We start from the raw sequence: 23,487 nt of genomic DNA on the forward strand, positions 1-23,487 counted from the left end.
GTCGGTGACCGAGTCCATCTACGCCGCCCGGCCCTGGGTGGGGCTGCTCAACGACGCCCAGCGCGGACCGGTCGATCCGCCCGCCTCGCTGGTGCACGCCCTGCGGGCCGCCGTGGCCGAGGCGCCCGACCGCACCTGCCTCGCCTACTTCGACGCCCGCCTCAGCTTCCGCGAGGTCGACGAGCTGAGCGACTCCGTCGCCGCGCATCTCGCCGAGCGGGGCCTGGCGCGCGGCGACCGGGTCGCCGTCATCCTGCAGAACTCGCCGCACTTCGTGCTCGCGCTGCTCGGTGCCTGGAAGGCGGGCGCGACCGTCGTGCCGGTCAACCCGATGTACAAGTCGGGGGAGGTCACGCACGTCCTGCGGGACGCCGAGGTGGCCGCGCTGGTCTGCTCGCAGCGGGCCTGGGAGTCGTATCTGCGTGACACGGCCGCCGACTCGCCGGTGCGGATCGTGCTCACCGCGAGCGAGCTGGACTTCCAGACGCGCGACGACGCACGGGTGCTGGCCTTCGAGCGGCTGCCGCAGGCCGCGGACGCCGAGGACCTGGTCGCCGTCGCGCGCAAGGGCGGGAAGGCGCCCGAAGGGCGGGACCCGGAGCCCTCCGACATCGCCCTGATCAGCTACACCTCGGGGACCAGCGGCACCCCCAAGGGCGCCACCAACCTGCACTCCAACATCATGTACAACGCGGAGCGGCAGCGGACCGGGCTCGCGCTGCCCGACGCGCCGGTCTACTACGCCCTCGCGCCCCTCTTCCACATCACCGGCATGGTCTGCCAGCTCTGCGCCTGCCTCACCAGCGTGGGCACGCTCGTGCTGACCTACCGCTTCGAGCCGGGCCTGGTGCTGGAGACGTTCGCCGAGCACCGCCCGCAGTACACGGTCGGCCCGTCCACCGCCTTCATGGCCCTGGCCGCCCACCCGGACGTCACCCCGGAGCACTTCTCGTCCTTCGTCAACATCTCCTCCGGCGGCGCGCCGCTGCCGCCGGCCCTGGTGGAGAAGTTCCGCGCCGGGTACGGGCCGTACATCCGCAACGGCTACGGGCTCACCGAGTGCACCGCGCCCTGCGCCTCCGTGCCGCCGCAGCTGGAAGCGCCCGTCGACCCCGTCTCCGGGACCCTCGCGGTCGGGGTGCCCGGCCCCGACACGGTCGTCCGCATCATCGACGACGAGGGCAACGAGATGCCCTTCGGCGAGCAGGGCGAGATCGCCGTGCGCGGGCCGCAGGTGGTGCCCGGGTACTGGCGGCGGCCCGAGGCCACCGCCGGGACCTTCCCGGACGGCGAACTGCGCACCGGCGACATCGGCTTCATGGACCCGCAGGGCTGGCTGTACGTCGTCGACCGCAAGAAGGACATGATCAACGCGTCCGGCTTCAAGGTCTGGCCGCGCGAGGTCGAGGACGTGCTGTACACCCACCCGGCGGTACGCGAGGCGGCCGTCGTAGGCGTCCCGGACGGGTACCGCGGCGAGACCGTCAAGGCCTACATCAGTCTTCGCCCGGGAACTGCAACCGACCCGGACGATCTCGCCCTCTATTGCAAGGAGAGACTGGCCGCCTACAAATATCCGCGCCAGGTGGAGATCCTGCCCGACCTGCCGAAGACGGCGAGTGGGAAGATCCTCCGACGGGAACTGCGTTCCCGACCGCAACAGGGTTAGCAGAATTACGAGAAAGGCAGGTGGAGGCAGTGCCCAGGACGACGGACGGAGACGGGGCTCCTGTTCCGCAGCGGCTTCTTGCCGCCGCCACCCGGCTCTTCGCGGAGCAGGGGTACGACCGGACCTCCGTGCAGGAGATCGTGGAGGCGGCCGGCGTCACCAAGGGGGCGCTGTACCACTACTTCGGCTCCAAGGACGATCTCCTGCACGAGGTGTACGCGCGCGTGCTGCGCGTCCAGCAGGAGCGGCTCGACGCCTTCGCGAACGCGGACGAGCCGATCGAGAAGCGGCTGCGGGGCGCGGCGGCGGACGTGGTCGTCACGACCATCGAGAACCTCGACGACGCGATGATCTTCTTCCGGTCCATGCACCACCTGAGCCCGGAGAAGAACAAGCAGGTGCGCGCCGAGCGCCGCCGCTACCACGAACGCTTCCGCGCACTCGTCGAGGAGGGCCAGCGCGAGGGCGTCTTCTCCACCGCGACCCCGGCCGACCTCGTCGTCGACTACCACTTCGGCTCGGTCCACCACCTGTCGACCTGGTACCGCCCCGACGGCCCCATGACCCCCCAGGAGGTCGCCGACCACCTGGCCGACCTGCTGCTGAGGGCACTGCGCCCCTGAGGCGCCTGGGCTGGACGGCTGAACTCCGCTACGAGTCGACTCGCGGGGAAGCAGACCGAGTGCGATGGAGAAAGTCCTGTTCCTCGTCGGTGCAGGGGCCGTAGACGTCGGCGGTGTCGAGACGCCAGGATCCTCCTCGACATGCCCGGCCCCCCGCACCGGCCCGACCTCCCCGACCGCTCCGAGGTGCGGACCCACGACCGGCGACCGGGACCCGGCGACCACTGACCGGCCCGCCGCCGTCACTGGTGGCGCGCGGCACGTGCGCATAGCCTCGCCCGTATGGCAGATGCGTTTGCGGGCGTCCGGCTGCTCGGCCCGCCGGAGACCGACGGCGAGTACATCGAGCTGAGCGAGCACGAGACCTTGCACCTGCACGAGTACACGCGGATCTACGCGGTGCCCGGTCTCTACGAGCATGTCGTCCAGGAGCGGCTGCGGTGCAGATCGCCGCAGGTCGCGGCCGAGGGTTTCCTGCGCGCGGCCGCGCGCCTCGGGCTGGAGCCGCAGTCGACGACGGTGCTGGACGTGGGCTCCGGCACCGGACTGGTCGGCGAACTCGTGCGGCGCGGAGGCGTGGCGCGGGTGGTCGGGGTCGACGCGCTGCCGGCGGCGCGCGAGGCGTGTCTGCGCGACCGGCCGGGCGTCTACGCTGGCTACGTGGTCGGCGACTTCCAGCTCGGCGACGGACTCCGTGCGGCACTGCGCCCGTACGCCTTCGGCGGGCTGGTGTCGGCCGGCGCGTTCGGCGGCACACACGCCACACCGCGGGCGCTGGTCAACGCGCTCGCGGTGCTGCCGCCCGGCGCGCCCGTGGCCTTCACCGTCCACGAGCAGTGGATGGACGAAGCGGATCCGGACGGGTTCGGCGTCGCCGTCGAGCGGCTGGTGGCCGAAGGACGTCTCGAACTGCTGGAACGGACCCGGTTCCAGCACCGGGTGACCACGACCGGCGAACCGGTCTGCTACCAGCTCCTGGTGGGCCGGACGGGCTGAGGCGGACGGCGACGGGCCGGTGCGGGCAGCTCCGATGCCCGCACCGGCCCCGAACCGCGCGTCCCCTACAGGTACTTCTTCAGCTCCCGCCGCGCCAGCGAGCGCTGGTGCACCTCGTCCGGGCCGTCGGCGATCATCAGCGTCCGGGCCCCGGCGTACAGGTCGGCCAGGGGGAAGTCCTGGCTGACACCGCCCGCGCCGTGCAGCTGGATCGCGCGGTCGATGATGCCGACGACCGCCCGCGGGGTCGCGATCTTGATGGCCTGGATCTCGGTGTGGGCGCCCCGGTTGCCGACGGTGTCCATCAGCCAGGCGGTCTTGAGGACCAGCAGCCGCAGCTGCTCGACCGTCACGCGCGCGTCGGCGATCCAGTTGTGCACCACGCCCTGCTGGGCCAGCGCCTTGCCGAAGGCCTCGCGGGACACGGCCCGGCGGCACATCAGCTCGATCGCCCGCTCGGCCATGCCGATCAGCCGCATGCAGTGGTGGATCCGGCCCGGGCCGAGCCGGGCCTGGGCGATGGCGAAGCCGCCGCCCTCCTCGCCGACCAGGTTCGACACCGGCACCCGCGCGTGGTCGAAGATCACCTCGGCGTGGCCGCCGTGGTAGTGGTCCTCGTAGCCGAAGACCTTCATCGCGCGCTTCACGGTGACGCCCGGGGTGTCACGCGGGACCAGCACCATGGACTGCTGGCGCCGGATGTCGGTGCCGTCCGGATCGGTCTTGCCCATCACGATGAAGATCTTGCAGTCCGGGTTCATCGCCCCGGAGATGTACCACTTGCGGCCGGTGACGACGTAGTCGTCGCCGTCCCGCTCGATGTACGTGGTGATGTTGGTGGCGTCCGAGGAGGCCACCTCCGGCTCCGTCATGGCGAACGCCGAGCGGATCTCACCGGCGAGGAGCGGCTCCAGCCACTGCTTCTTCTGCGCGTCGTCGGCGAACTGGGCGAGCACCTCCATGTTGCCGGTGTCCGGGGCCGCGCAGTTCAGCGCGGTGGGCGCCAGGTGCGGGGAGCGGCCGGTGATCTCGGCGAGCGGCGCGTACTGGAGGTTGGTGAGGCCCGCGCCGTACTCGGCGTCGGGGAGGAAGAGGTTCCACAGGCCCTGCCTGCGCGCCTCGGCCTTCAGCTCCTCGACCACGGCCGGGGTGTCCCACGGCGAGGCCAGTGCGGCCCGCTGCTCCTCGGCCACCGCCTCGGCCGGGTGGACGTACTCGTCCATGAAGGCGAGCAGCTTGGCGCGCAGTTCCTCGGTGCGCGCGTCGAACGCGAAGTCCATGGCCGGTCAGCCTTCCTGAAGAGTGGTCAGTCCGTGGTCGATGAAGACGGGCACGAGGTCGCCGATGCGGTCGAAGCCCTGCCCGAGCGTCTGGCCCAGCGTGTACCGGTAGTGGATGCCCTCCAGGATCACGGCGAGCTTGAACCAGGCGAACGCCGTGTACCAGGAGATGTGCGAGACGTCCCGCCCCGACCGGGCCGCGTACCGCTCGACCAGCTCGCGCGGGTCCGGGTGGCCCGGCGCCTCGGCGGTCGTCGACACCGGTGAGTCCGGCGTGCCCAGCGGCAGGCTGTACATCACCAGCAGGCCAAGGTCGGTCAGCGGGTCGCCGAGCGTCGACATCTCCCAGTCGAGAATCGCCTTGATCCGGTCGTCGTCGCCGATCAGCACGTTGTCCAGGCGGTAGTCGCCGTGGATCACCGTGGGCGCCGGGGACTCGGGCAGGCGATGGCCCAGGGTCGCGTGCAGCTCCTCGATGCCGGCCAGCTCGCGGTTGCGGGAGGCGTCCAGCTGCTTGCCCCAGCGCCGGAGCTGGCGGTCCAGGAAGCCCTCGGGGCGGCCGAAGTCGGCGAGGCCGACCTCCGCGGGGTCCACGGCGTGCAGCTCGACCAGCGTGTCCACCAGGGAGAGCACGGCATCGCGGGTGCGCTCGGGGCCGAGCGGGGCGAGCTGTTCGGAGGTGCGGTAGGGGGTGCCCGCCACGAACTCCATCACGTAGAACGGCGCGCCGAGGACCTCCTCGTCCTCGCACAGCAGCACCGGGCGCGGCACCGGCACCTCGGTCGGGTACAGCGCGCTGATCACCCGGTGCTCGCGCCGCATGTCGTGCGCGGTGGCCAGCACATGACCCAGCGGCGGCCGCCGTACGACCCACTTCGAGGTGGAGTCGGAGATCGCGTAGGTGAGGTTCGACCGTCCGCCCTCGATCAGCCTTCCGGTCAGCGGACCGGTCACCAGGCCGGGGAACTCGCGGTCGAGCAGGCCGCGCAGCCGGTCGAGATCGAGTCCGGGCGGGTGGTCGGGGCTCATGCATCGCTCCTACGAACGAATGGACAGGACCCGACTCATGATGCCGACCAGTCGGTATGTCGTCCAGCGAGTGAGCCAAACGTGACCGGGACCACCCTACGACCCGAACGGCGTGCGGCGCCCCGCGCGCAGGGCGGGGAGCCGCCACGGGTGAGGGCAGGTTCAGTGATCGTCCCAGTGGCCGTTGTGCTCGGCGTGCCGGTGGCCGTCGTGCAGATAGTCGATGTGGTCGCCGTGCAGGACGCCGGTGTGTCCGCAGCCGTCGCCGTGCCGGTGCTCGTGCCCCTCGTGGGTGACGTGACCGTCGGGCTCGCACTCGTCCCAGTGGCCGCCGTGCTCGCGGTGCAGGTGCCCGTTGTGCGCGTAGTCGACGTGGTCGCCGTGCGGCACCTGGTCGTGCCCGCAGTCCGGTCCGTGGCTGTGGCCGTGCGCGGTGTGTTCCTGGTGAAGGGTGGTCATGGTGCTCGCCTTCGGGGGTGCGGGGTTCAGGAGTGTGGCGTGACGCCGACGGACAGGCTGCCACGCGAACCGCGCATATGCGGGCATCCCGGTTGCGTGGCGTCCGAGTACCCCGGAGGGTCATTTGCATGAAAGGCATCAGCTACAGCCGGTACGGCGGCCCCGAGGTGCTGGAGTACGGCGAGGTCAAGGACCCGAAGGTCGGCCCCGACTCGGTGCTGGTGAAGGTCCGGGCGGCGGCCGTCAACCCCGTCGACTGGAAATGCCGTGAGGGTCAGTTGCACGGCATCATGGACGCCGTCTTCCCGGTGATCCCCGGCTGGGACGTCTCCGGCGTCGTCGTCCAGCCGGGCCCCGCCGTCACCGAGTTCGCGGTCGGCGACGAGGTGATCGGCTACGTCCGCGAGGACTTCCTCTCCCGGGGCACCCTCGCCGAGTACGTCGCCGCCCCGGTGCGCACCCTCGCCCGCAAACCGCGCAACCTCACCTTCGAACAGGCCTCCGGCCTGCCGCTGGCCGGCCTCACCGCCTACCAGGTGCTGGTGCACGCCCTGGAGGTCAAGCGCGGCGAGACGGTCCTCGTGCACGCCGCCGCCGGCGGGGTCGGCTCCCTCGCCGTCCAGGTCGCGGCCCACCTCGGCGCCCGGGTCATCGGTACGGCGAGCGAGCGCAACCACGACTTCGTCAGGGGCCTCGGCGGCGAACCGGTGACCTACGGAGCGGGCCTGGCCGAGCGCGTGCGGGGCCTGGCCCCGGAGGGCGTGGCCGCCGTCTTCGACACCGTCGGCGGGGAGGCCCTGACCGCCTCGGCGAACCTGCTCGCCCCCGAGGGCCGGATGGCCTCGATCGCCGACCCGGACGTCGTCGACTTCGGCGGCCGCTACTGCTGGGCGCGGCCCGACGCCGCGGACCTGACCCGGCTCACCGCGCTCGCGGAACAGGGCGCGGTCACCGTCCATGTCGCCGAGACGTTTCCGCTGAAGGCGGCGGCCGACGCGCAGCGCCGCAGCCAGGAGGGGCGGACCCGGGGCAAGCTCGTGGTCACCGTGGACTGGCCGGAGGAGGGCTGAGGGGGGCTGCACGACCAGTGCGGCTACACAACCAGTGCGGCGGCACGACCAGTGCGGCTACACGACCAGTGCGGCGGCACACAGGGCGATGGCGACCGTGCACAGCACCGCTCCGGCCGCCTGCCGGGGCGTCAGCGCCGCTGGGCCGCCGCTGGCCGCGAGGGCCCGGATTCGGCGGTGGGCGACCAGGAGGAAGCCCAGCCACAGGACGCAGCAGGCGGCGCAGGCGACGACACCGGCGGCCGAGGTGCTGCCGTGCAGGGCGGTCTTCGCCCCGAGTACGGCGGCGACGGTCGCCGACAGGGTCGTACGGCGCCAGGCCAGCCGGGTCCGCTCCGGCTGGAGCCCGGGGTCGCGGGCCGGCTCCGTCATCCCTCCCACCCGACGAGCACGACGACGACCATGGCGACGGCGACCACCGCGACGACCACGCTCAGCAGCGCCGGGAACCGGGACACCGGCAGGTCCTCACCGCGCCGCATCGCCCGCTCGCAGCGCATCCAGTGGTTCACGGCACGCAACGAGCACAGGACGCCGGAGCCGAGGAGGGCGAGGGCGAGACCGAGACGCCAGCCGCGGCCGAGGTCGGGCAGGAACTGGTCCACGGCGAAACCGCCGCCGATGAGGGCGAGGGCGGTACGCAGCCAGGCGAGGAAGGTCCGCTCGTTGGCGAGGGAGAAGCGGTAGTCGGGGGTGGTGCCTTCCTGCCGCACCTCTTCGGGGGCGAACCACAAACGGACGTTCCGCGCGAATTCGATCACGTGCAGGAAGACTACCGGGGGCCGTTGCCGTCCGGCTGCGGGCCGGTGGGGGCTGGTCGCGCAGTTCCTCCCCCCGCCTCAGCCCCGCCAATCCCGCAGCCGCTCCCACGCCGCCATCCCGTCCGGCACCCACTCCCACTCCCCGAGCCGCGACACCAGTTCCTCCTCGGTCAGGAAGTCGTGCCACGCCACCTCCTCCACCTGCGGCCGCACCGGCAGCTCGCAGCGCACCTCGTACACCGCCGACCACCAGCTGTGCCCGGCCTCGTTGTGGTACAGGAACTTGAAGAGGAACGTCGGCCGGGGGAGACCGCTCACACCCAGCTCCTCCTCGGCCTCGCGCAGCGCCGCGTCGTCGTAGGACTCGCCCGCGCCGACCACACCGCCGACGAACATGTCGTACAGCGAGGGGAAGACCAGCTTGGTCGCGGTGCGGCGGTGGACGAAGATTCGGCCGGTGGCGTCGCGGGCCAGGATGAAGGCGCACCGGTGGCGCAGGCCCCGGGCGTACGCCTCGCCGCGTGGGGACGTGCCGATCACCCGGTCGTTCTCGTCGACGATGTCGAGGATTTCGTCAGCAGCGCTCATGCAGCCATCCAAGCAGGCGGACGGCGGTCGGCGTCAGCGCGGCTGGAGGTCCAGCGACGGCTCCTTCGGCGCCGTACCGCGCGGCATCGCCGGATGCAGTCCGAGCAGCACGATGCCCGCCACGATCGCCGCGAGCCCCGCCGCCTCCCAGGCCAGCGCCCCGGTGTCGGTGCGCAGCCGGTCCCCGAGGAAGCCGACCCCGCACAGGATCCCGGCGAGCGGCTGGGCCGCGGTGAGCGCGGGCAGCGAGTTGCGCAGCTCCGCCGTCTCGAACGCGCTCTGGACGAGGATCAGCCCGGTGACCCCGAGGGCCAGCACGCCGTACGGCTGCCAGCCGGTGAGGACCTCCATGATGCCGCCCTCGGAGAAGCGGGTGCTGGTGACCCGGGTCAGCGCGTCCTGGACGCCGTAGAGCAGGCCGGCGGCGAGGGCGAGCAGGGTGGGTCCCGCGCTCAGGCGGGACCGCTTGGCGTAGGTCGTGAGCAGCAGGGCTATGCCGACCATCACGCCGATGATCAACCAGTGGCGCAGCGGGTTGGTGACGGCGTCGCCGCCGCGTGGCTGGCCCGCCAGGATGAAGGAGGTCACCCCGCCCGCGAGCAGGATCAGGCCCGCCCAGCCCTGGTGGCTGAGGGGATGCTTGGTCTGGTGCCGGGAGAGCGCGAGGGCGAACAGCAGGTTCGTCGCGAGCAGTGGTTCGACGAGGGAGATCTCGCCCTTGCCGAGGGCGACCGCCCCGAGGATCATGCCGGCCACCATCAGGCCGATGCCGCCCAGCCAGCGCGGCACCCGCATCAGGTCGAGCAGCAGCCGGGGCGAGAGGAAGTCGCTGAGCGGTGCCTTCTGGGCGACGTTCTGCTGGAGCACGAACCCGAAGCCCAGGCAACAGGCCGCGCTCACGGCGAGAATCAGTACCAGAACGGACACGCTGCGTACCTCGATCTGCGGCCGGGCTACGGAGTGCGTAGTGGCCGACTGTAGCGCTCCCGGATGGGGATTGCTCCGGGAGTACCCGGAACCGGGCGGTTGACTCGGTCACGCCGCCCGGGTCGGTCACGGTGGGCGGATCGGGACGGCGGCGGGACCCTACGGCCATGGTCCGACGCCCGGGCGGCCCGCGCCATGGCGTACGCCACAGCCGGGACCCGGAGCCCCACGGCCACCGTACGCCAACCGAACCCCGGCGCGCGCCAAGTTCCGCTACGCACAAGGTAGTTGAACGGGGTACCAGCCCCGTTCAGCTTGACGCAAAGTCTTGGCTGGGGGTTTGCTGTGCGTGATCGGCCGATGGCAGCCCGACAACCAGGAAGTCCCGCGGTGCCCCCAACCCCGCCCCTCTTAGGCCCAGGCCCGGCCCTCTCGCGCCCAGGTCGGGCCGTCGCGGAAGCTCCCCCCGCGACAGCGCACCCCGGGTGCGAACACTGTCCCGACGACGCCCTCGACGACGCCGAACTCATCTCGGCGCGGGCCGCGTTGGCCCAGGGCCGCTGGCAGCCCGCCCGCTCCCTGCTACTCCACACGGGTGAGGACTGGGACCGCCGCGGCCACCGGGTCACCGTCCTCGCCCGTGAGCCCTACGCCATCGCCTGGGCCCGCGAGTGGCTGCTCGCCGAGCCCGGCTCCGCCGGCGCCGCCACCCTGTACGCCGTGACCCTGGTCAGGCGCGCCCTGCGCGGCAAGGAGGAGCCGGAGCGGGCCCGCGAGGCCTGCGCCCGCGCCGCCGTGCTCGCCCCCGCCGACCCCACCCCCTGGCTCGGCCTCCTGCTGCTCGCCCGCCACCTGGGCACCGACGAGGAGACGCGCCGCGTCTTCACCGAGGTGCGCCGCCGTCACCCCGAGCACCACCACGCCCACCACCTGATGGCGGCCCGGATCGCGGAGACCGAGACCCTGGGGACGTACGAGCTGTGCGCCTTCGCGGAACGCGCGGCGGCCGAGGCCCCGGCCGACTCCCCGCTCGCCGTCCTGCCGGTCGTCGCGTACACCGAACGCCACCGGGTGCTGGCCGCCACCGGCCGGGCCCCCGCCGACCCGGCCGCCGCCGGGCACTGGTCCGAGCCGTCGGCGCTGCGCGCCCTGGGCGCCGCCTTCGACTGGTGGCTGGAGTGGGGGATCGAGGAGCATCCCCGCCGCCACATCGACCTCAACCACCTCGCCCACGCCACCTTCGGGGCCGGCCGGTACGCCGAGGCCGCGGCCCTGTTCCAGCGGATCGGCCGCCATGCCACCCCGGCACCCTGGTCGTACCCGGACCGCGACCCGTGCGAGGCGTTCCGGGCGGCCCGGGAGCGGACGCTGGGAGGTTGAGGGGAGGTTCATGAGAAGAGGTTGTGGATTCCTTACGGCCGCCGGATTTCGTGGCCGAGCACGCCCCGATGGTGTTCGAATGAGTGCGTGAACTCTGAACAATCCGAGGAACGCAGGCGCCCCGAGGAGGGCAACCCGGTCGGCCGCCGGGTGTTCCTCGGCACGATCGGTCTCGGCGCGCTCGGCCTGGTGACCGCGCCGGTGCTGCAGCGCATGACCGAGACGGTCCTCGGCGCCTTCTCCGGCAAGGACCCCACGGGCCTGACCGGGCTCCTCCCGAACGGCGGCGGCTTCCGCTACTACTCGGTGACCGGGTCCGTGCCGGACAAGACCGCCGCGAACTACCAGCTGAAGATCGACGGGCTGGTCGACAAGCCGCAGACGTACACCCTGGCCGACCTGCGGGCCCTGCCGCAGACCAGGCTGGTCAAGGACGTCCAGTGCGTGACCGGCTGGCGGGTCCCCGACACGCCCTTCGAGGGCGTCCGCCTCTCCCATCTCCTGGACCTGGCGGGCGTCCGGGACACGGCCAAGGCGATCCACTTCACCTGCTTCGACGGCGCGTACACCGAGAGCCTCACCCTCGACCAGGCGCGCCGGCCGGACGTCCTGGTCGCGCTGCGCATGCAGAACAAGGCCATCACCCACGACCACGGCGGCCCGGTCCGCCTCTACGTCGCCCCCATGTACTTCTACAAGTCGGCCAAGTGGCTCTCGGGCATCACGGTCACCGACAAGGTCGAACCGGGTTACTGGGAGAACCTCGGCTACGACGTCGACGCCTGGGTCGGCCGCTCGAACGGACGTGACGATGACCCTACGAGCTGAGGCCCCGGCCGCCACCGACCGGCTGCACCGCTTCACCGCGGCCGAGCGCTGGATCCACCGCACCACGGGGCTGCTGATGGGCCTCTGCGTCGCGACGGCCGCCTGCCTCTACATCCCGCAGCTGGCGGTCCTCGTCGGCCGCCGCGAACTGGTCGTCCGCATCCACGAGTGCGCGGGCCTCGCCCTTCCCGTCCCGGTCATCCTCGGCCTCGCCTCCCGCGCCTTCCGCAGGGACCTCGGCTTCCTGAACCGCTTCGGCCCCCACGACAAGCTCTGGCTGCACGCCGCCCTGAGCCGCGACAAGCGCCCGTCCTCCCGCCCGGCGGGCAAGTTCAACGCCGGCCAGAAGATCTACGCGAACTGGATCGCCGGCGCGACCCTCGTCATGCTCGCCACGGGCCTCCTCATGTGGTTCACCCATCTCACCCCCCTGATGTGGCGCACCTCGGCCACCTTCGTCCACGACTGGCTGGCCCTCACGATCGGCATCGTCCTGGCCGGCCACATCGGCATGGCCCTGGGCGACCCGGAGGCGAGACGAGGCCTGCGGACAGGCACGGTGAGCAGGCAGTGGGCCAAGCGCGAACATCCACTGTGGCGGCCGTAGCCGGGGCGGCGCCCGTCGAACGAGCTCCGACGCCGTAGCGGGCACCGCCGGTCTCCTCCGTCGTGGCTGACCGCCGTTGCGGTGGAGAGAAGAAAGAGAAGAAGGGGACGTCCCGCCGCGGCACTCCGACGGCACGTCGGGCACCGCCGGTCTCCTCCCTCGTGGCTGATCGCCGTTGCGGCGGAGGAAATCCCGGAAGCCCTGCTTCCTCCTCCCCCCCGCAACGGCGACCAGCCGAGACGGAGGAGTCCGGCGGTGCCTCGTCGACCGCACCGCCGGACTCCGCCTCCGTCCTGCCTCTAGATCACCAGGGACAGCAGCAGCACCAGCCCGCCCGCGACCACCGAGATGATCGTCTCCATGACCGACCAGGTCTTCAGCGTCTGGCCGACGGTCAGGCCGAAGTACTCTTTGACCAGCCAGAATCCCGCGTCGTTGACATGGCTGAAGAACAGCGAGCCCGCGCCGATGGCCAGGACCAGGAGGGCCGTGTGGGCCGTCGACATGTCGGCCGCCAGGGGGGCCACCAGGCCCGCCGCGGAGACCGTGGCGACCGTGGCCGAGCCGGTCGCGAGGCGGATCGCGACCGCGATCAGCCAGGCCAGCAGCAGCGCCGGGATCGACCAGTGCTTGGAGACGTCCAGGATCATCTGGCCGGCACCGCAGTCGATCAGCGTCTGCTTGAAGCCGCCACCCGCGCCGACGATCAGCAGGATGCCCGCGATGGGCATGAGCCCCTTCTCGACGGTCTGTGAGATCCGCTCCCTGGAGAACCCGGCCGGCCGGCCCAGCGTGAACATACCGACGATCACGGCCGCGAGCAGCGCGACCAGCGGTGAGCCGACGACGTCGAAGACGCGCTGGACGGTGTCCGCCGGGTCGTCGACGACTATGTCGACCAGTGCCTTGGACAGCATCAGGGCGACCGGCAGCAGGATGGTGGCGAGGGTGGCGCCGAAGCCGGGGCGGTTCTCCAGTTCCTCGGACGGGCGCTGCGGGAGCATCCGGTCCGGGGCCTGCACGTCCACCCAGCGGGCGGCGACCTTCGAGAACAGCGGGCCGGCGATGATCACGGTCGGGATCGCGACCAGGACGCCGAGGGCCAGGGTCACGCCCAGGTTCGCGTGGACCGCGTCGATCGCGACCAGCGGGCCGGGGTGCGGGGGCACCAGGCCGTGCATCACGGACAGGCCGGCGAGGGCCGGGATGCCGATGCGCATCAGGGAGTAGTGGCCGCGCCTGGCGACCATCAGCACCACCGGGATGAGCAGCACGATGCCGACCTCGAAGAACAGCGGCAGTCCGACCACGGAGGCGATCAGCACCATCGCCCAGGGCATCGCCCGGCCGCCGGCCCTGGCGAGGATCGTGTCGACGATCTGGTCGGCGCCGCCGGAGTCGGCCAGCAGCTTGCCCAGGATCGCCCCGAGCGCGATCAGGACACCCACGCCGGCGACGGTGGCACCGAGCCCGGTGGTGAAGCTGGTGATGGCCTTGTCGAGCGGTGCCCCGGCGAACGCGCCGAGCGCGAGCGAGCCGATGGTCAGCGCCAGGAAGGCGTGGAGCTTGAACTTGGTGATGAGCAGGACGATGACGGCGAAGCCCAACAGGACGGCGATGCCGAGCCGGGCGTGTCCGGCCGAGGTGATGGGCGCGACGGTGTCCGCTGCCAGCATCTCGACGCTGAGTCTGGTCACGGGGTTCCTTGCAGTTATGAGTTATGGGGGACGAGAAAACGGGGGGTTACTGCGGGGTGCGGTCGGGCAGCGCGGCGAGCGCGCGCACGGCCCGTGCGGTGATCTCCTCGGGGGTGCCCGAGACCTCCACGGCGACACCGGCCTCGTCCGCCTCCAGCGGCTGGAGCGTGGCGAACTGGGAGTCCAGCAGCGCGGTCGGCATGAAGTGGCCCTGCCGGTGCGACATCCGGTCCTCGATGAGCCGCCGGTCGCCGGACAGGTGCAGGAACACGATGCCGGGGGCCGCGGCCCGGAGCCGGTCGCGGTACGACCGCTTCAGCGCGGAGCTGCTGACCACCCCGCCGAGCCCCGCCCGCCCGTGCGCCCAGGCGCCGATGGCGTCCAGCCACGGCCACCGGTCGGCGTCGTCGAGCGGGTGGCCGGCCGACATCTTGGCGATGTTGGCCGGCGGGTGGAAGTCGTCGCCCTCGGCGTACGGGACGCCGAGCCGGGCGGCGAGCAGGGGACCGATCGTGGTCTTGCCCGTGCCGGCGACGCCCATCACCACGACGACGTGAGGGGTCCGCATCACTGCCTCGCTGTCTACCTCGGGTTCCTCGACGAGACCTCGACGAGGAGGCACCGGCGTACGGCATCCGGTGCCGGCCTCACTGAAACCCATTAGGTACGACGAATTCAAGAGTCTGTGACATATAAGTCTGACTTTATGGCTCGGTGATCCACTCGGTACGCTGAGTGCATGAGCACACCGGGCCGGGGCCTGCACGGCCGAGTACTCGACACCCTCGGTCCCGCCATCACCGCGGGCGAGTACCCGCCGGGCAGCGTCCTGCGCACCGACGAGCTGGCCCAGCACTTCCAGGTGTCGCGCTCCGTGATGCGCGAGGCGGTCCGGGTCCTCGAATCCATGCACCTGGTCGAGTCCCGCCGCCGGGTCGGCGTCACCGTCCGCCCCAAGGCCGAGTGGAACGTCTACGACCCGCAGGTCATCCGCTGGCGCCTGGCCGGCGCCGACCGCCCGCACCAGCTGCGCTCGCTCACCGTGCTGCGCTCGGCGATCGAGCCGGTGGCGGCCGGTCTGGCGGCGCGGCACGCCACGGCCGGGCAGTGCGCCGAGCTCACCGAGTGCGCCCTCGGCATGGTCGCCCACTCACGCGGTCACGCGCTGGAGAAGTACCTGCTCCACGACGTGGCCTTCCACCGGGTGATCCTGGTGGCGTCGGGCAACGAGATGTTCGCCCGGCTCGGCGACGTCGTGGCCGAGGTCCTCACGGGCCGTACCCACCACGAGGTCATGTTCGAGGACCCCGACCCGGCCGCCGTCACCCTCCACGTCCAGCTCGCGGAGGCGGTACGCGAGGGCGACGCCCCCCGCGCGGAACAGCTGACCCGCGAGATCACGGTGGGCGCCCTCCAGGAGCTGGACATCCTGGCGCCGTAGCGCTACTGCTCCGGGAACTCCCCGTCCAGATACACCCAGACCCCGTCGACCCGCTCGAACCGGCTGCGCTCCAGCAGCGAGCCGTCCCGGTACGAGGCGCGGAAGGTCACCGTGCCGGTGGAGTGGAAGGCCGAGCCGTCGGTCGCCGCCAGGATCTCCAGACCGGTCCACCGCATCCCGGGGTCCAGGTCCAGCCGGGCCGGGCGGGTCCGGGGATGCCAGGTGCGCAGCAGGTAGGGCTCGTCACGCCTGACGAAGGCGCTGTAGCGCGAGCGCATCAGCGCCTCCGCGGTGGGCGCCGCCGCACCGCGGTGGAACCGGCCACAGCAGTTCTCGTACGTCTCCCGGAGACCGCACGGGCAGGCGGCGGCGGACTGCTGCCGGGGTCGCTTCGATGCCACGGCCCCGCCCCCTACGCCGACTCGGCGTTGGTGGGCGGCTGGGCCGGACGTACCGGGACGGCCAGGGTGGGCAGCGCGGGCAGCGCCGTGCGGTGCACCCAGGCGTCGAGGAGACCGTCCAGCGGCTCGTCCGCGAACCGGTTGACGTGAGCCGTGAACATCGCGGTCGTCACCGACCCGCCCCGGTGCAGCCCCGCCCACGCGCGCAGCATGTGGAAGAACCGCTCGTCGCCGAGCGCGCAGCGGATCGCGTGGATCGTGACCCCGCCGCGCTCGTAGAGCCGGTCGTCGAACATCGCCTTCTTGCCCGGCGCGGCGATCCGGATGTCCTGCGGCAGCCCGGAGAGCAACCGGTGTGCGATGGCGGCCAGTTGCTGCGCGCTACGGCCGCCGGACCGCTCCGACCACAGCCACTCCGCGTACTTGGCGAGCCCCTCGTTCAGCCAGATGTGCCGCCAGTCGGCGATGGACACGCTGTTGCCGAACCACTGGTGCGCCAGCTCGTGCGCCACCAGCCGCTCCGAACCCCGGGCCCCGTCCACGTGGTTGACGCCGAACAGCGACAACCCCTGGGCCTCGACGGGGACGTCGAACTCCTCGTCGGTGACGACGACGGCGTACTCGTCGAAGGGGTAAGGCCCGAACAGCCGTTGGAACAGGTCCATCATCGCGGGCTGCCGTGCGAAGTCCCTCGAGAACTCGGGGAGCAGCTGCGCCGGTATGTGGCCGTGCATCGGGATCCCGCCGAAGCCCGGGTCGCCGAGCAGCACCGTCTGGAACTTGCCGATGGCGAGGCCGACCAGATAACTCGACGTCGGCGCCGCCTGCTCGTACACCCAGGTCGTCGTGGACGCCTTCGTGGTCCGGGTGAGCAGCCGGCCGCCGGCCACCACCGAGTACGCCGACGGGCAGGTGACCGAGAGCAGGTACGACGCCTTGTCGGCCGGCCGGTCGTTGCACGGGAACCAGGAGGGCGCGCCGATCGGCTGGCTGGCCACCAGCGCGCCGTCCGTCAGCTCCTCCCAGCCGATCCCGCCCCAGGGGCTGTTCACCGGCTTCGGGTTGCCCGACCAGTGGATCTCCACGGTGAAGGCGGCCCCGGCGCGCAGCGGCTTCGCGGGCTTGATCCGCAGCCGGCCGCCCCGGTGCGTCCAGTGCGGCTGGCGGCCGTCCACCCGGATCCGGCCGATCTTGAAGTCGGCCAGGTTCAGCTGGAACTCCGGCAGCGCGGCACGGCCCGCGATCGCGTTGATCCGGGCCATGCCGGCCAGGCGGTTGGGTCCTGGCCGGTAGTCCAGCGTGAGCTCATAGCGATGCACCCGGTACCGGGGATCGCCGTTGTCCGGGAAGTACGGGTCCGGACCCGCCGACTGCTGCACTGCCACTTCCGCGTTCGCTCCCTGCGCTGTGCTCGAACCGTCCCTCGGTGCACCGATGCCCGCGGCCACCACCGGACGGCCCGCGCTCAGGGACGCCATGCCTCGATCGGGTTGCCGAGCCAGCGGGTGTCGTCGGGGACCGACTCCGCCGCCATGACGAGCGACGCGGGACCCAGGGTGGTGCGGGCCCCGATCGTGCTGCCGGGCAGCACGATCCCGCCAGGGCCCAGGGTGGCGCCCTCACGGAGAACCACAGTATCCGTCCGCAAGATCCGGTCGTGGAAGAGGTGAGTCTGCAGGACACAGCCGCGGTTCACGGTGGCCGCGTCCTCCAGTGTGACCAGATCCGTCTCCGGCAGCCAGTAGCTCTCCACCCAGACACCCTTGCCGATACGGGCGCCGAGGCCGCGCAGCCAGGCCGTCATCACCGGTGTACCCGGAACCGAGCCGGCCAGCCACGGCACCGCCAGCACCTCGACGAACGTGTCCGCCAGCTCGTTGCGCCATACGAACGAACTCCACAGCGGGTGCTCCCCGCTGCGGTGCCGCCCGACCAGCACCCACTTGGCGAGCACGGAGACCAGGCCCGCGACCGCCCCGGCGCCGAGCAGCACAAGCCCCGAAAGGAGCGGCGCCCAGGCACCCAGCGCGCCCAGGGCGGCCACCGTCAGCCCGGCCAGCGCCACCGAGCACAGCACCGGCACGATCCGGCACGTCTCCACCAGCGCCCGCGCCCACAGCAGCCGGGCCGGCGGCTCGTACGTCCGGCTCTGGTCGCCGTCGGCCGCGCTGCGCGGCAGCTTCACCGGGGGCAGCCCCAGGTACGAGGTGCCCTTCTTGGCCTTCTTCGGCGTCGCCGACAGCACACCCACCAGCCCGCCGTCCGGCACGCTGCGGCCCGGCGCGGTCATCCCGGAGTTCCCGAGGAACGCCCGCCGCCCGATCTCCGCGCGCCCTATCCGCACATACCCGCCACCCAGCTCGTACGGCGCGGTCAGCGTGTCGTCGGCCAGGAACGCGCCCTCGCCGACCGTCGTCAGGCTCGGCAGCGCGAGCACGGTCGACACCTCGGCCCCGCGCCCGATCCGCATCCCGAGCAGCCGCAGCCACACCGGCGTGACCAGGCCCGCGTACAGCGGGAAGAGCGTCTCGCGGGAGCGGTCCATCAGCTGGGACACCGTCCACGCCTGCCAGCCGGTCCGGCTGTGCGTCGGATAGGTGCCGGTGCGCAGCCCGAGGCTCAGCAGCCGTACGGAGACGAGGATCAGCAGCGCGTACGCCAGGCCGAAGGCCAGGGTGGCCGGGACCAGCGCGACCGCCGCGCCCCGCAGGGCCTCGGCCAGGCCGTCGCCCGGGGTCACGAAACGCCCGGCGACCAGCAGCGCCGCCGCACCGGACAGCACCGGAAGGGCGCTGAGCCCGAGCCCGGTGAGGCCGTACATCACCCGCCAGTACGTGCCGCGCTGCGGCCGGTGCTTGGGCCAGTTCCGCTTGGCCTTGCCCAGCTTCACCGCCGGGGCGCCGGCCCAGCGCTGGCCGGTCGGGATCTGCCCGGTGACCGCGGAGCCGGGGGCCACCTCGGCGCGCTTGCCGACGCGGGCGCCCGGGAAGAGCATGCTGCGCGTGCCGACGACCGCGTGGGCGCCGATCCGGACCGGGCCGATCACCAGCCGGTCGCCGTCCAGCCAGGAGCCGGACAGGTCCACCTCGGACTCCACGGCCGCGCCCCGACCGACCCTGAGCAGGCCGGTGACCGGCGGCAGCGAGTGCAGGTCCACCTCGGGACCGATCTTGGCGCCGAGCGCCCGCGCGTACCGCTCCAGCCAGGACCCGGTCAGCGTGGTCGCCCCGGCGAACTCGGCCAGCCGCTCCGCCGCCCACAGCCGCAGATGGACGGAGCCGCCGCGCGGGTACGTGCCGGGCTTCACGCCCCGCAGCAGCAGCCGTGCGCCGCCGGCCGCGACCGCGATCCGGCCGGGCGGGGTGAACAGGGCCAGGGCCCCGAGGCCGACCAGCCACCAGGGCGCGGTGGGCAGCCAGCCGTAGCCGCCCAGCACGTTGCCGAGCGCCGCGAGAACCACCGTCCAGCGCAGCCCGAGGACGGTGAACAGCGGGAGCAGGAGCAGCAGCTGTACGAACTGGGCACTGCGCGGCACCGGCGCGATCGTCCGCTCGGCGCCGTCGTCCTGCACGGACTCCTCCAGCCGGCGCGCCAGCTTGCGCAGCACCGGCTGCTGGTAGATGTCGAGGACGGCCGCGCTCGGGTAGCGGGTGCGCAGCCGGGTGGTGAGCTGGGCGGCGGACAGGCTGCCGCCGCCGATCGCGAAGAAGTCGTCGGAGGCGCCGCCCACCGGGATGCCGAGGACCTCGGTCCACTGCTCGGCGAGCCAGGCCTCGGTGCCGTACAGCTGCTCGGCCGGCCCGCCGGTCTCCAGGCCCTCCAGGGGCCAGGGCAGGGCGTTGCGGTCGACCTTGCCGGAGGTGCGGGTGGGCAGCTCGGCGACCGGCGCAAGCAGCGGGACGAGGGCCGCGGGCAGCTCGGTGCGCAGCTTCTCGACGGCGGCCGCGTGGTCCCAGCCGTCCTGGGTGACGACATAGCCGACCAGGAGCTGGTTGCCGCTGCGCGCGGTCCGCACGGCCGCGGCCGCGCCCGCGACACCGGGGAGCGCCTGGAGGGCCGCGTCGACCTCGCCCAGCTCGATCCGGCGGCCGCCGAGCTTGATCTGCTCGTCGGCGCGGCCGAGGAAGACCAGCCCCTCGCGGTCGGCGCGCACCAGGTCGCCGCTGCGGTACGCCCGCTCCCAGCCCAGCGACTCCAGTGGCGCGTACTTCTCCGCGTCCTTCTCGGCGTCGAGATACCGGGCGAGGCCGACCCCGCCGATCACCAGCTGGCCGCTCTCGCCCATCGCCACGGGCTCGCCCGCGTCGTCCACCACGGCGAGCTCCCAGCCGTTCAGCGGCAGCCCGATGCGGATCGGCTCCTCGCCGGTCATCAGGGCGGCACAGGCGACGACGGTGGCCTCGGTGGGCCCGTAGGTGTTCCAGACCTCGCGGCCCTCGGTGACCAGGCGCTGCGCCAGCTCGGGCGGGCAGGCCTCGCCGCCGAAGATGAGGAGGCGGACGTCGTTGAGGGTCTCGGGCTCCCAGAGGGCGGCCAGGGTGGGCACGGTCGAGACGACGGTGATCTCCTGCTCGACCAGCCAGGGGCCGAGGTCGGCACCGCTGCGGACCTGGGAGCGCGGCACGGGCACCAGGCAGGCGCCGTAGCGCCAGGCGAGCCACATCTCCTCGCAGGAGGCGTCGAAGGCCACCGAGAGGCCCGCCATGACCCGGTCGCCGGGCCCGATCGGCTCCTCGGTCAGGAACAGCGCGGCCTCGGCGTCCACGAAGGCGGCGGCGCTGCGGTGGGTGACGGCGACGCCCTTGGGCCTGCCGGTGGAACCGGAGGTGAAGATGATCCAGGCGTCGTGCTCCGCGCCGGGGCGCCCGGAGGGCTGCTCGGACGCGCGGCGTACGTCGATGTGCAGCCCCTCGCCGAGGACGGCCGCCACCTCCGCCTCGCCGAACACCAGGGCGGCCCGTTCGTCCGGGTCCTCGGCGTCGACGGGAACGTAGGCGGCGCCGGCCGCGAGGACGCCGAGCACGGCGATGTAGAGGTCGTTGGTCCCGGAGGGGACCCGGACGCCCACGCGGTCCCCGAGCCCGATCCCGGCCTCGGCGAGCCGCCGCCGCAGTCGGGCCACCTCTATGGCGAGCGCGCGGTAGGTGAGCTGGGTGGTGCCGTCGTCCAGTGCGGGCTCATCGGGGTGCGCCCGTACCGTTGCCTCGAACACGTCCACGAGCGTGCGCGGCGAAGCCGCCGCCCCGGCCGAGAATCGCGCCGTGTCCCCGAACTCCTCGCGGATCTCTTCGTCGAGCAGGCCGAGAGCACTGCTCTCGTCAATCGCTGCCATCCGGTCCTCGCGTCTCGTTCCCGGAACCTCCGGGGTGCCGGCGGGCCCGCAGGTCTGCCTGGGGTTGTCCGGCTCCGGCTAGGTAACAAGCCGGAAATATTAGTACGACGCTAGGCGCGCGTTCATTTCGCGGCCACCTGGAGACGGCCGTTCGGAGCAGTCCCTTGGATCTTGAGCAACTCCTGACCTGCGGTTCCTGGCGCACGACGAGAGATGGGACACACAGCGTGAGGCAGGTCAACTCCATGTGTCCGGCGGCCCGTACGACAACGGCCGGCCCTGCGGCGAAGAGGGGGGAGAGAACGCCGCGGAACCGGCCGTCGCCGTGGGGGCGGAGGAAACGTCACGGAGCGCCGGACGTCACACGGCGCTGACCTCCGCCCAGATGGACTTGCCCCAGGGCAGATTGCCCACACCCCAGCGGCCCGAGCACAGCGCGTCGAGGATCAGCAGACCGCGCCCGCGGTCGCGTTCGACCGAGATGGGCCGCAGCCGGGGATGGCGGCCCAGCGGGTCGTGCACCTCGACCCGGGTCCGGGAGCCGTCGGTGTCGATGAGGAGACGGACCGGGTCGTCCGGGTCGGTCTCGTAGCGCAGGGAGTTGGTGACCAGCTCACAGGTGACCAGGGCGACCGCGTCGATGTGGTCGCGGGAGGCGTCGGGGGTGTGGTGCGCGATGAAGTCGCTCACGAACAGCCGGGCGGCTTTGGCCGACTGAGGCTCGCTGGCCAGTAACAGGACCGGCGGTGGGGCGACTTGCACGGGGCGGGGTTCGGTCGTGGTGCTCCGCTGGCGTTCGATCATGTGCATCCCCTCACGGGCATGTCCCAACGCAGGCACGGTAGTTCGCCATGCGAGTGCGGTCACTGTCGTATTTCCCGGATTCATGGTGCCTTCACGGCACAGTCGATAGCAATACGTCCCACGGGATGTGAAATATTGCGCATCGCCTTGAGAGACTTGCGGCACAAGTCGTCAGTCGGTGGCGGGGGTAGGGGCGGCACGGGCAGACTGTCGGGCAGTTCACCGGAGAGAAGGGGGACCCCGTGAGCACGCCCACGGTGCGCCGGCGACGGCTCGGTGCGAAGTTGCGCGAACTGCGCGGCGAACTCACCCTCGACGAGGTCGCCGAGCACTCCGAGGGCGCGTTCGTCTCCTCCAAGCTGTCCCGGATGGAGACCGGCAAGACCGCCCCCAAGGCAGCGGACATCGAGGCGCTGCTCCACCTGTACGGCGAACTCGGCCGCGACGTCAGCGACGAACTGCGCGCGGCCCTGATCACGCTCACCAAGGAGGGCGGCCGGCGCGGCTGGTGGCACTCGTACCGGGGTGTCCTCACCCCGGTGTACGAGGACCTGATCAGCCTGGAGGCGGAGGCCGAGACGGTCTCCACCTGGCAGCTGGGCATGGTCCCCGGACTGCTCCAGACCGCCGAGTACGCCCGCGAGATCATCCGGGCGACCGCCATGTCCGAGGCGGTCGAGGCACGGGTCGACGCGCTCGTCGAGGTACGGCTGGCACGCCAGGCCGTCCTCACCCGGGACACCGACCCGCTGGCGCTCTGGGCGATCATCTCCGAACAGGCCCTGCGCTCCACCACCGAGGATCCCGCCCTGATGTACGACCAGTTGGGGCGCCTGCTTACGATGGGGCGGCGCCCGAACATCAACATCCAGGTGTTGAGATCGGACGCTCCCCTGCACGCCGGGCTCACCGGCACCTTCAGCATCCTGGGCTTCGGTCCGCACACGGACCTGGACGTCGTCCACCAGGAAGGGCTGACCTCCGCCCTGTACATCGAGGAACGTGATCGGGTCTCCACGCACCGGGCCGCGTGGCAACGCCTCACGTCTGCCGCCGAGTCCGTCGAGGCGTCGGTGGAACTGATCACCCAGATAAGGAAGAACGAATAGCGAATGAAGCACGTTGACGACGCGTCGACTCTGCCGGTGACCTGGTGGAAGTCCTCGGCGTCCGCATCACAGTCCGACTGCGTGGAATGCGGGATCGTCGACGAGGCGACGGTCGCCGTCCGCGACAGCAAGCGGCCCGACGGGCCCGTGCTCCTGCTGGACCGCACCACGCTCCGCGCGTTCACCTCCGCCGTGGCCCTCCGTGACGGCCGAATAGGCGGCCCGGTCGACCTCGGCTGAGACAGCGGCGCCCACCGCGAGGTGGTCGCCCGCACTCCGCTCCGAAACCGCTCAAAAACCAAGAAACCCCTGCTCAGCAGGGGTTTCTTCGTGGTGTCCGAGGGGGGACTTGAACCCCCACGCCCGTTAAAGGGCACTAGCACCTCAAGCTAGCGCGTCTGCCATTCCGCCACCCGGACAAGGTGTCTGTCGTGCGAGATGTTCCGTGTGGGTTTCCCCCGCGGCGACGGAGGAAACACTACCAGG

At 72.0% G+C, this 23,487-nt stretch carries 23 protein-coding genes and 1 tRNA gene; 10 read left to right on the forward strand and 14 right to left on the reverse strand.

Annotated features, from left to right (window positions below):
* Nucleotides 1-4: 4 nt before the first annotated feature.
* The 3 genes from ACFY0P_RS41195 (at nucleotide 5) to ACFY0P_RS41205 (ending at nucleotide 3,288) form a co-directional block, all read left to right on the forward strand.
* Nucleotides 5-1,669, forward strand: a complete 1,665-nt coding sequence (locus ACFY0P_RS41195) for a class I adenylate-forming enzyme family protein (RefSeq protein ID WP_388925895.1) — start codon at nucleotides 5-7, stop codon at nucleotides 1,667-1,669.
* Nucleotides 1,670-1,698: 29 nt separating this feature from the next.
* Nucleotides 1,699-2,292: a TetR/AcrR family transcriptional regulator gene (locus ACFY0P_RS41200; RefSeq protein WP_351703894.1), complete on the forward strand. Its 594-nt coding sequence runs from the start codon at nucleotides 1,699-1,701 to the stop codon at nucleotides 2,290-2,292.
* 282 nt (nucleotides 2,293-2,574) lie between these two features.
* Nucleotides 2,575-3,288, forward strand: a complete 714-nt coding sequence (locus tag ACFY0P_RS41205; RefSeq protein WP_388925723.1) for a methyltransferase domain-containing protein — start codon at nucleotides 2,575-2,577, stop codon at nucleotides 3,286-3,288.
* Between the two features lie 65 nt (nucleotides 3,289-3,353).
* On the opposite strand, the gene ACFY0P_RS41210 is transcribed toward ACFY0P_RS41205, so the two are convergent.
* The 3 genes from ACFY0P_RS41210 to ACFY0P_RS41220 form a co-directional block, all read right to left on the reverse strand.
* Nucleotides 3,354-4,568 (reverse strand): acyl-CoA dehydrogenase family protein, encoded by a 1,215-nt coding sequence (locus tag ACFY0P_RS41210; RefSeq protein WP_388925726.1) that lies wholly within the window; start codon nucleotides 4,566-4,568, stop codon nucleotides 3,354-3,356.
* A gap of 6 nt (nucleotides 4,569-4,574) precedes the next feature.
* Nucleotides 4,575-5,597: a phosphotransferase family protein gene (locus ACFY0P_RS41215; protein WP_388925729.1), complete on the reverse strand. Its 1,023-nt coding sequence runs from the start codon at nucleotides 5,595-5,597 to the stop codon at nucleotides 4,575-4,577.
* Nucleotides 5,598-5,759: 162 nt separating this feature from the next.
* Nucleotides 5,760-6,056, reverse strand: a complete 297-nt coding sequence (locus tag ACFY0P_RS41220) for a hypothetical protein (RefSeq protein ID WP_388925732.1) — start codon at nucleotides 6,054-6,056, stop codon at nucleotides 5,760-5,762.
* A gap of 128 nt (nucleotides 6,057-6,184) precedes the next feature.
* On the opposite strand from ACFY0P_RS41220, the gene ACFY0P_RS41225 reads away from it, so the two are divergent.
* On the forward strand, nucleotides 6,185-7,126 hold the full coding sequence (locus ACFY0P_RS41225; RefSeq protein WP_388925735.1) for an NADP-dependent oxidoreductase: 942 nt from the start codon (nucleotides 6,185-6,187) through the stop codon (nucleotides 7,124-7,126).
* 57 nt (nucleotides 7,127-7,183) lie between these two features.
* Here ACFY0P_RS41225 and ACFY0P_RS41230 read toward each other — a convergent pair whose 3' ends face one another.
* From ACFY0P_RS41230 to ACFY0P_RS41245, 4 genes are all read right to left on the reverse strand, one after another.
* Nucleotides 7,184-7,498: a DUF202 domain-containing protein gene (locus ACFY0P_RS41230; protein WP_388925738.1), complete on the reverse strand. Its 315-nt coding sequence runs from the start codon at nucleotides 7,496-7,498 to the stop codon at nucleotides 7,184-7,186.
* Nucleotides 7,495-7,887, reverse strand: a complete 393-nt coding sequence (locus tag ACFY0P_RS41235; protein ID WP_388925741.1) for a YidH family protein — start codon at nucleotides 7,885-7,887, stop codon at nucleotides 7,495-7,497. The genes ACFY0P_RS41230 and ACFY0P_RS41235 overlap by 4 nt, the downstream gene beginning before the upstream one ends.
* Before the next feature lie 78 nt (nucleotides 7,888-7,965).
* Nucleotides 7,966-8,475 carry an NUDIX hydrolase gene (locus tag ACFY0P_RS41240; protein WP_388925744.1) on the reverse strand — a complete coding sequence of 170 codons (510 nt, stop codon included), beginning with the start codon at nucleotides 8,473-8,475 and terminating at the stop codon, nucleotides 7,966-7,968.
* A 33-nt stretch (nucleotides 8,476-8,508) separates the two neighbouring features.
* Nucleotides 8,509-9,402, reverse strand: a complete 894-nt coding sequence (locus ACFY0P_RS41245; RefSeq protein ID WP_388925747.1) for a DMT family transporter — start codon at nucleotides 9,400-9,402, stop codon at nucleotides 8,509-8,511.
* Between the two features lie 360 nt (nucleotides 9,403-9,762).
* Here ACFY0P_RS41245 and ACFY0P_RS41250 point away from each other — a divergent pair, with 360 nt between their 5' ends.
* The 3 genes from ACFY0P_RS41250 (at nucleotide 9,763) to ACFY0P_RS41260 (ending at nucleotide 12,217) form a co-directional block, all read left to right on the forward strand.
* Nucleotides 9,763-10,782: a hypothetical protein gene (locus tag ACFY0P_RS41250; protein WP_388925750.1), complete on the forward strand. Its 1,020-nt coding sequence runs from the start codon at nucleotides 9,763-9,765 to the stop codon at nucleotides 10,780-10,782.
* An 87-nt stretch (nucleotides 10,783-10,869) separates the two neighbouring features.
* On the forward strand, nucleotides 10,870-11,610 hold the full coding sequence (locus tag ACFY0P_RS41255) for a molybdopterin-dependent oxidoreductase (protein ID WP_388925753.1): 741 nt from the start codon (nucleotides 10,870-10,872) through the stop codon (nucleotides 11,608-11,610).
* The gene (locus ACFY0P_RS41260) at nucleotides 11,594-12,217 is read left to right on the forward strand and encodes a cytochrome b/b6 domain-containing protein (RefSeq protein WP_388925756.1); all 624 of its coding nucleotides are present in this window, start codon (nucleotides 11,594-11,596) and stop codon (nucleotides 12,215-12,217) included. The genes ACFY0P_RS41255 and ACFY0P_RS41260 overlap by 17 nt, the downstream gene beginning before the upstream one ends.
* Before the next feature lie 299 nt (nucleotides 12,218-12,516).
* Here the strand turns inward: ACFY0P_RS41260 and ACFY0P_RS41265 are convergent, their stop codons facing one another.
* Both ACFY0P_RS41265 and ACFY0P_RS41270 read right to left on the reverse strand, forming a co-directional pair.
* Nucleotides 12,517-13,914: a GntP family permease gene (locus tag ACFY0P_RS41265; protein ID WP_388925759.1), complete on the reverse strand. Its 1,398-nt coding sequence runs from the start codon at nucleotides 13,912-13,914 to the stop codon at nucleotides 12,517-12,519.
* 46 nt (nucleotides 13,915-13,960) lie between these two features.
* Nucleotides 13,961-14,482 carry a gluconokinase gene (locus ACFY0P_RS41270; protein ID WP_388925762.1) on the reverse strand — a complete coding sequence of 174 codons (522 nt, stop codon included), beginning with the start codon at nucleotides 14,480-14,482 and terminating at the stop codon, nucleotides 13,961-13,963.
* 171 nt (nucleotides 14,483-14,653) lie between these two features.
* Here ACFY0P_RS41270 and ACFY0P_RS41275 point away from each other — a divergent pair, with 171 nt between their 5' ends.
* Nucleotides 14,654-15,355 carry a FadR/GntR family transcriptional regulator gene (locus ACFY0P_RS41275; RefSeq protein WP_388925764.1) on the forward strand — a complete coding sequence of 234 codons (702 nt, stop codon included), beginning with the start codon at nucleotides 14,654-14,656 and terminating at the stop codon, nucleotides 15,353-15,355.
* Between the two features lie 2 nt (nucleotides 15,356-15,357).
* On the opposite strand, the gene ACFY0P_RS41280 is transcribed toward ACFY0P_RS41275, so the two are convergent.
* The 4 genes from ACFY0P_RS41280 to ACFY0P_RS41295 all read right to left on the reverse strand — a co-directional run bounded on the left by ACFY0P_RS41280 (nucleotide 15,358) and on the right by ACFY0P_RS41295 (nucleotide 21,892).
* Nucleotides 15,358-15,756 carry a YchJ family protein gene (locus tag ACFY0P_RS41280; RefSeq protein WP_388925767.1) on the reverse strand — a complete coding sequence of 133 codons (399 nt, stop codon included), beginning with the start codon at nucleotides 15,754-15,756 and terminating at the stop codon, nucleotides 15,358-15,360.
* A gap of 11 nt (nucleotides 15,757-15,767) precedes the next feature.
* Nucleotides 15,768-17,141 carry a M1 family metallopeptidase gene (locus tag ACFY0P_RS41285; protein ID WP_388925770.1) on the reverse strand — a complete coding sequence of 458 codons (1,374 nt, stop codon included), beginning with the start codon at nucleotides 17,139-17,141 and terminating at the stop codon, nucleotides 15,768-15,770.
* An 80-nt stretch (nucleotides 17,142-17,221) separates the two neighbouring features.
* The gene (locus ACFY0P_RS41290) at nucleotides 17,222-21,088 is read right to left on the reverse strand and encodes a Pls/PosA family non-ribosomal peptide synthetase (RefSeq protein WP_388925773.1); all 3,867 of its coding nucleotides are present in this window, start codon (nucleotides 21,086-21,088) and stop codon (nucleotides 17,222-17,224) included.
* Nucleotides 21,089-21,448: 360 nt separating this feature from the next.
* Nucleotides 21,449-21,892 (reverse strand): ATP-binding protein, encoded by a 444-nt coding sequence (locus ACFY0P_RS41295; protein WP_388925776.1) that lies wholly within the window; start codon nucleotides 21,890-21,892, stop codon nucleotides 21,449-21,451.
* A gap of 242 nt (nucleotides 21,893-22,134) precedes the next feature.
* On the opposite strand from ACFY0P_RS41295, the gene ACFY0P_RS41300 reads away from it, so the two are divergent.
* Together ACFY0P_RS41300 and ACFY0P_RS41305 are read left to right on the forward strand one after the other, a co-directional pair.
* Nucleotides 22,135-23,001 (forward strand): helix-turn-helix domain-containing protein, encoded by an 867-nt coding sequence (locus ACFY0P_RS41300; protein ID WP_388925779.1) that lies wholly within the window; start codon nucleotides 22,135-22,137, stop codon nucleotides 22,999-23,001.
* Between the two features lie 3 nt (nucleotides 23,002-23,004).
* Nucleotides 23,005-23,241 carry a DUF397 domain-containing protein gene (locus ACFY0P_RS41305; protein WP_388925782.1) on the forward strand — a complete coding sequence of 79 codons (237 nt, stop codon included), beginning with the start codon at nucleotides 23,005-23,007 and terminating at the stop codon, nucleotides 23,239-23,241.
* A gap of 91 nt (nucleotides 23,242-23,332) precedes the next feature.
* Here the strand turns inward: ACFY0P_RS41305 and ACFY0P_RS41310 are convergent.
* Nucleotides 23,333-23,420 (reverse strand) — tRNA-Leu (locus ACFY0P_RS41310).
* Between the last annotated feature and the right edge of the window lie 67 nt (nucleotides 23,421-23,487).

It is taken from the genome of Streptomyces sp. NPDC001714, from assembly GCF_042892755.1.
In the GTDB taxonomy this organism is placed as follows: Bacteria; Actinomycetota; Actinomycetes; order Streptomycetales; family Streptomycetaceae; genus Streptomyces.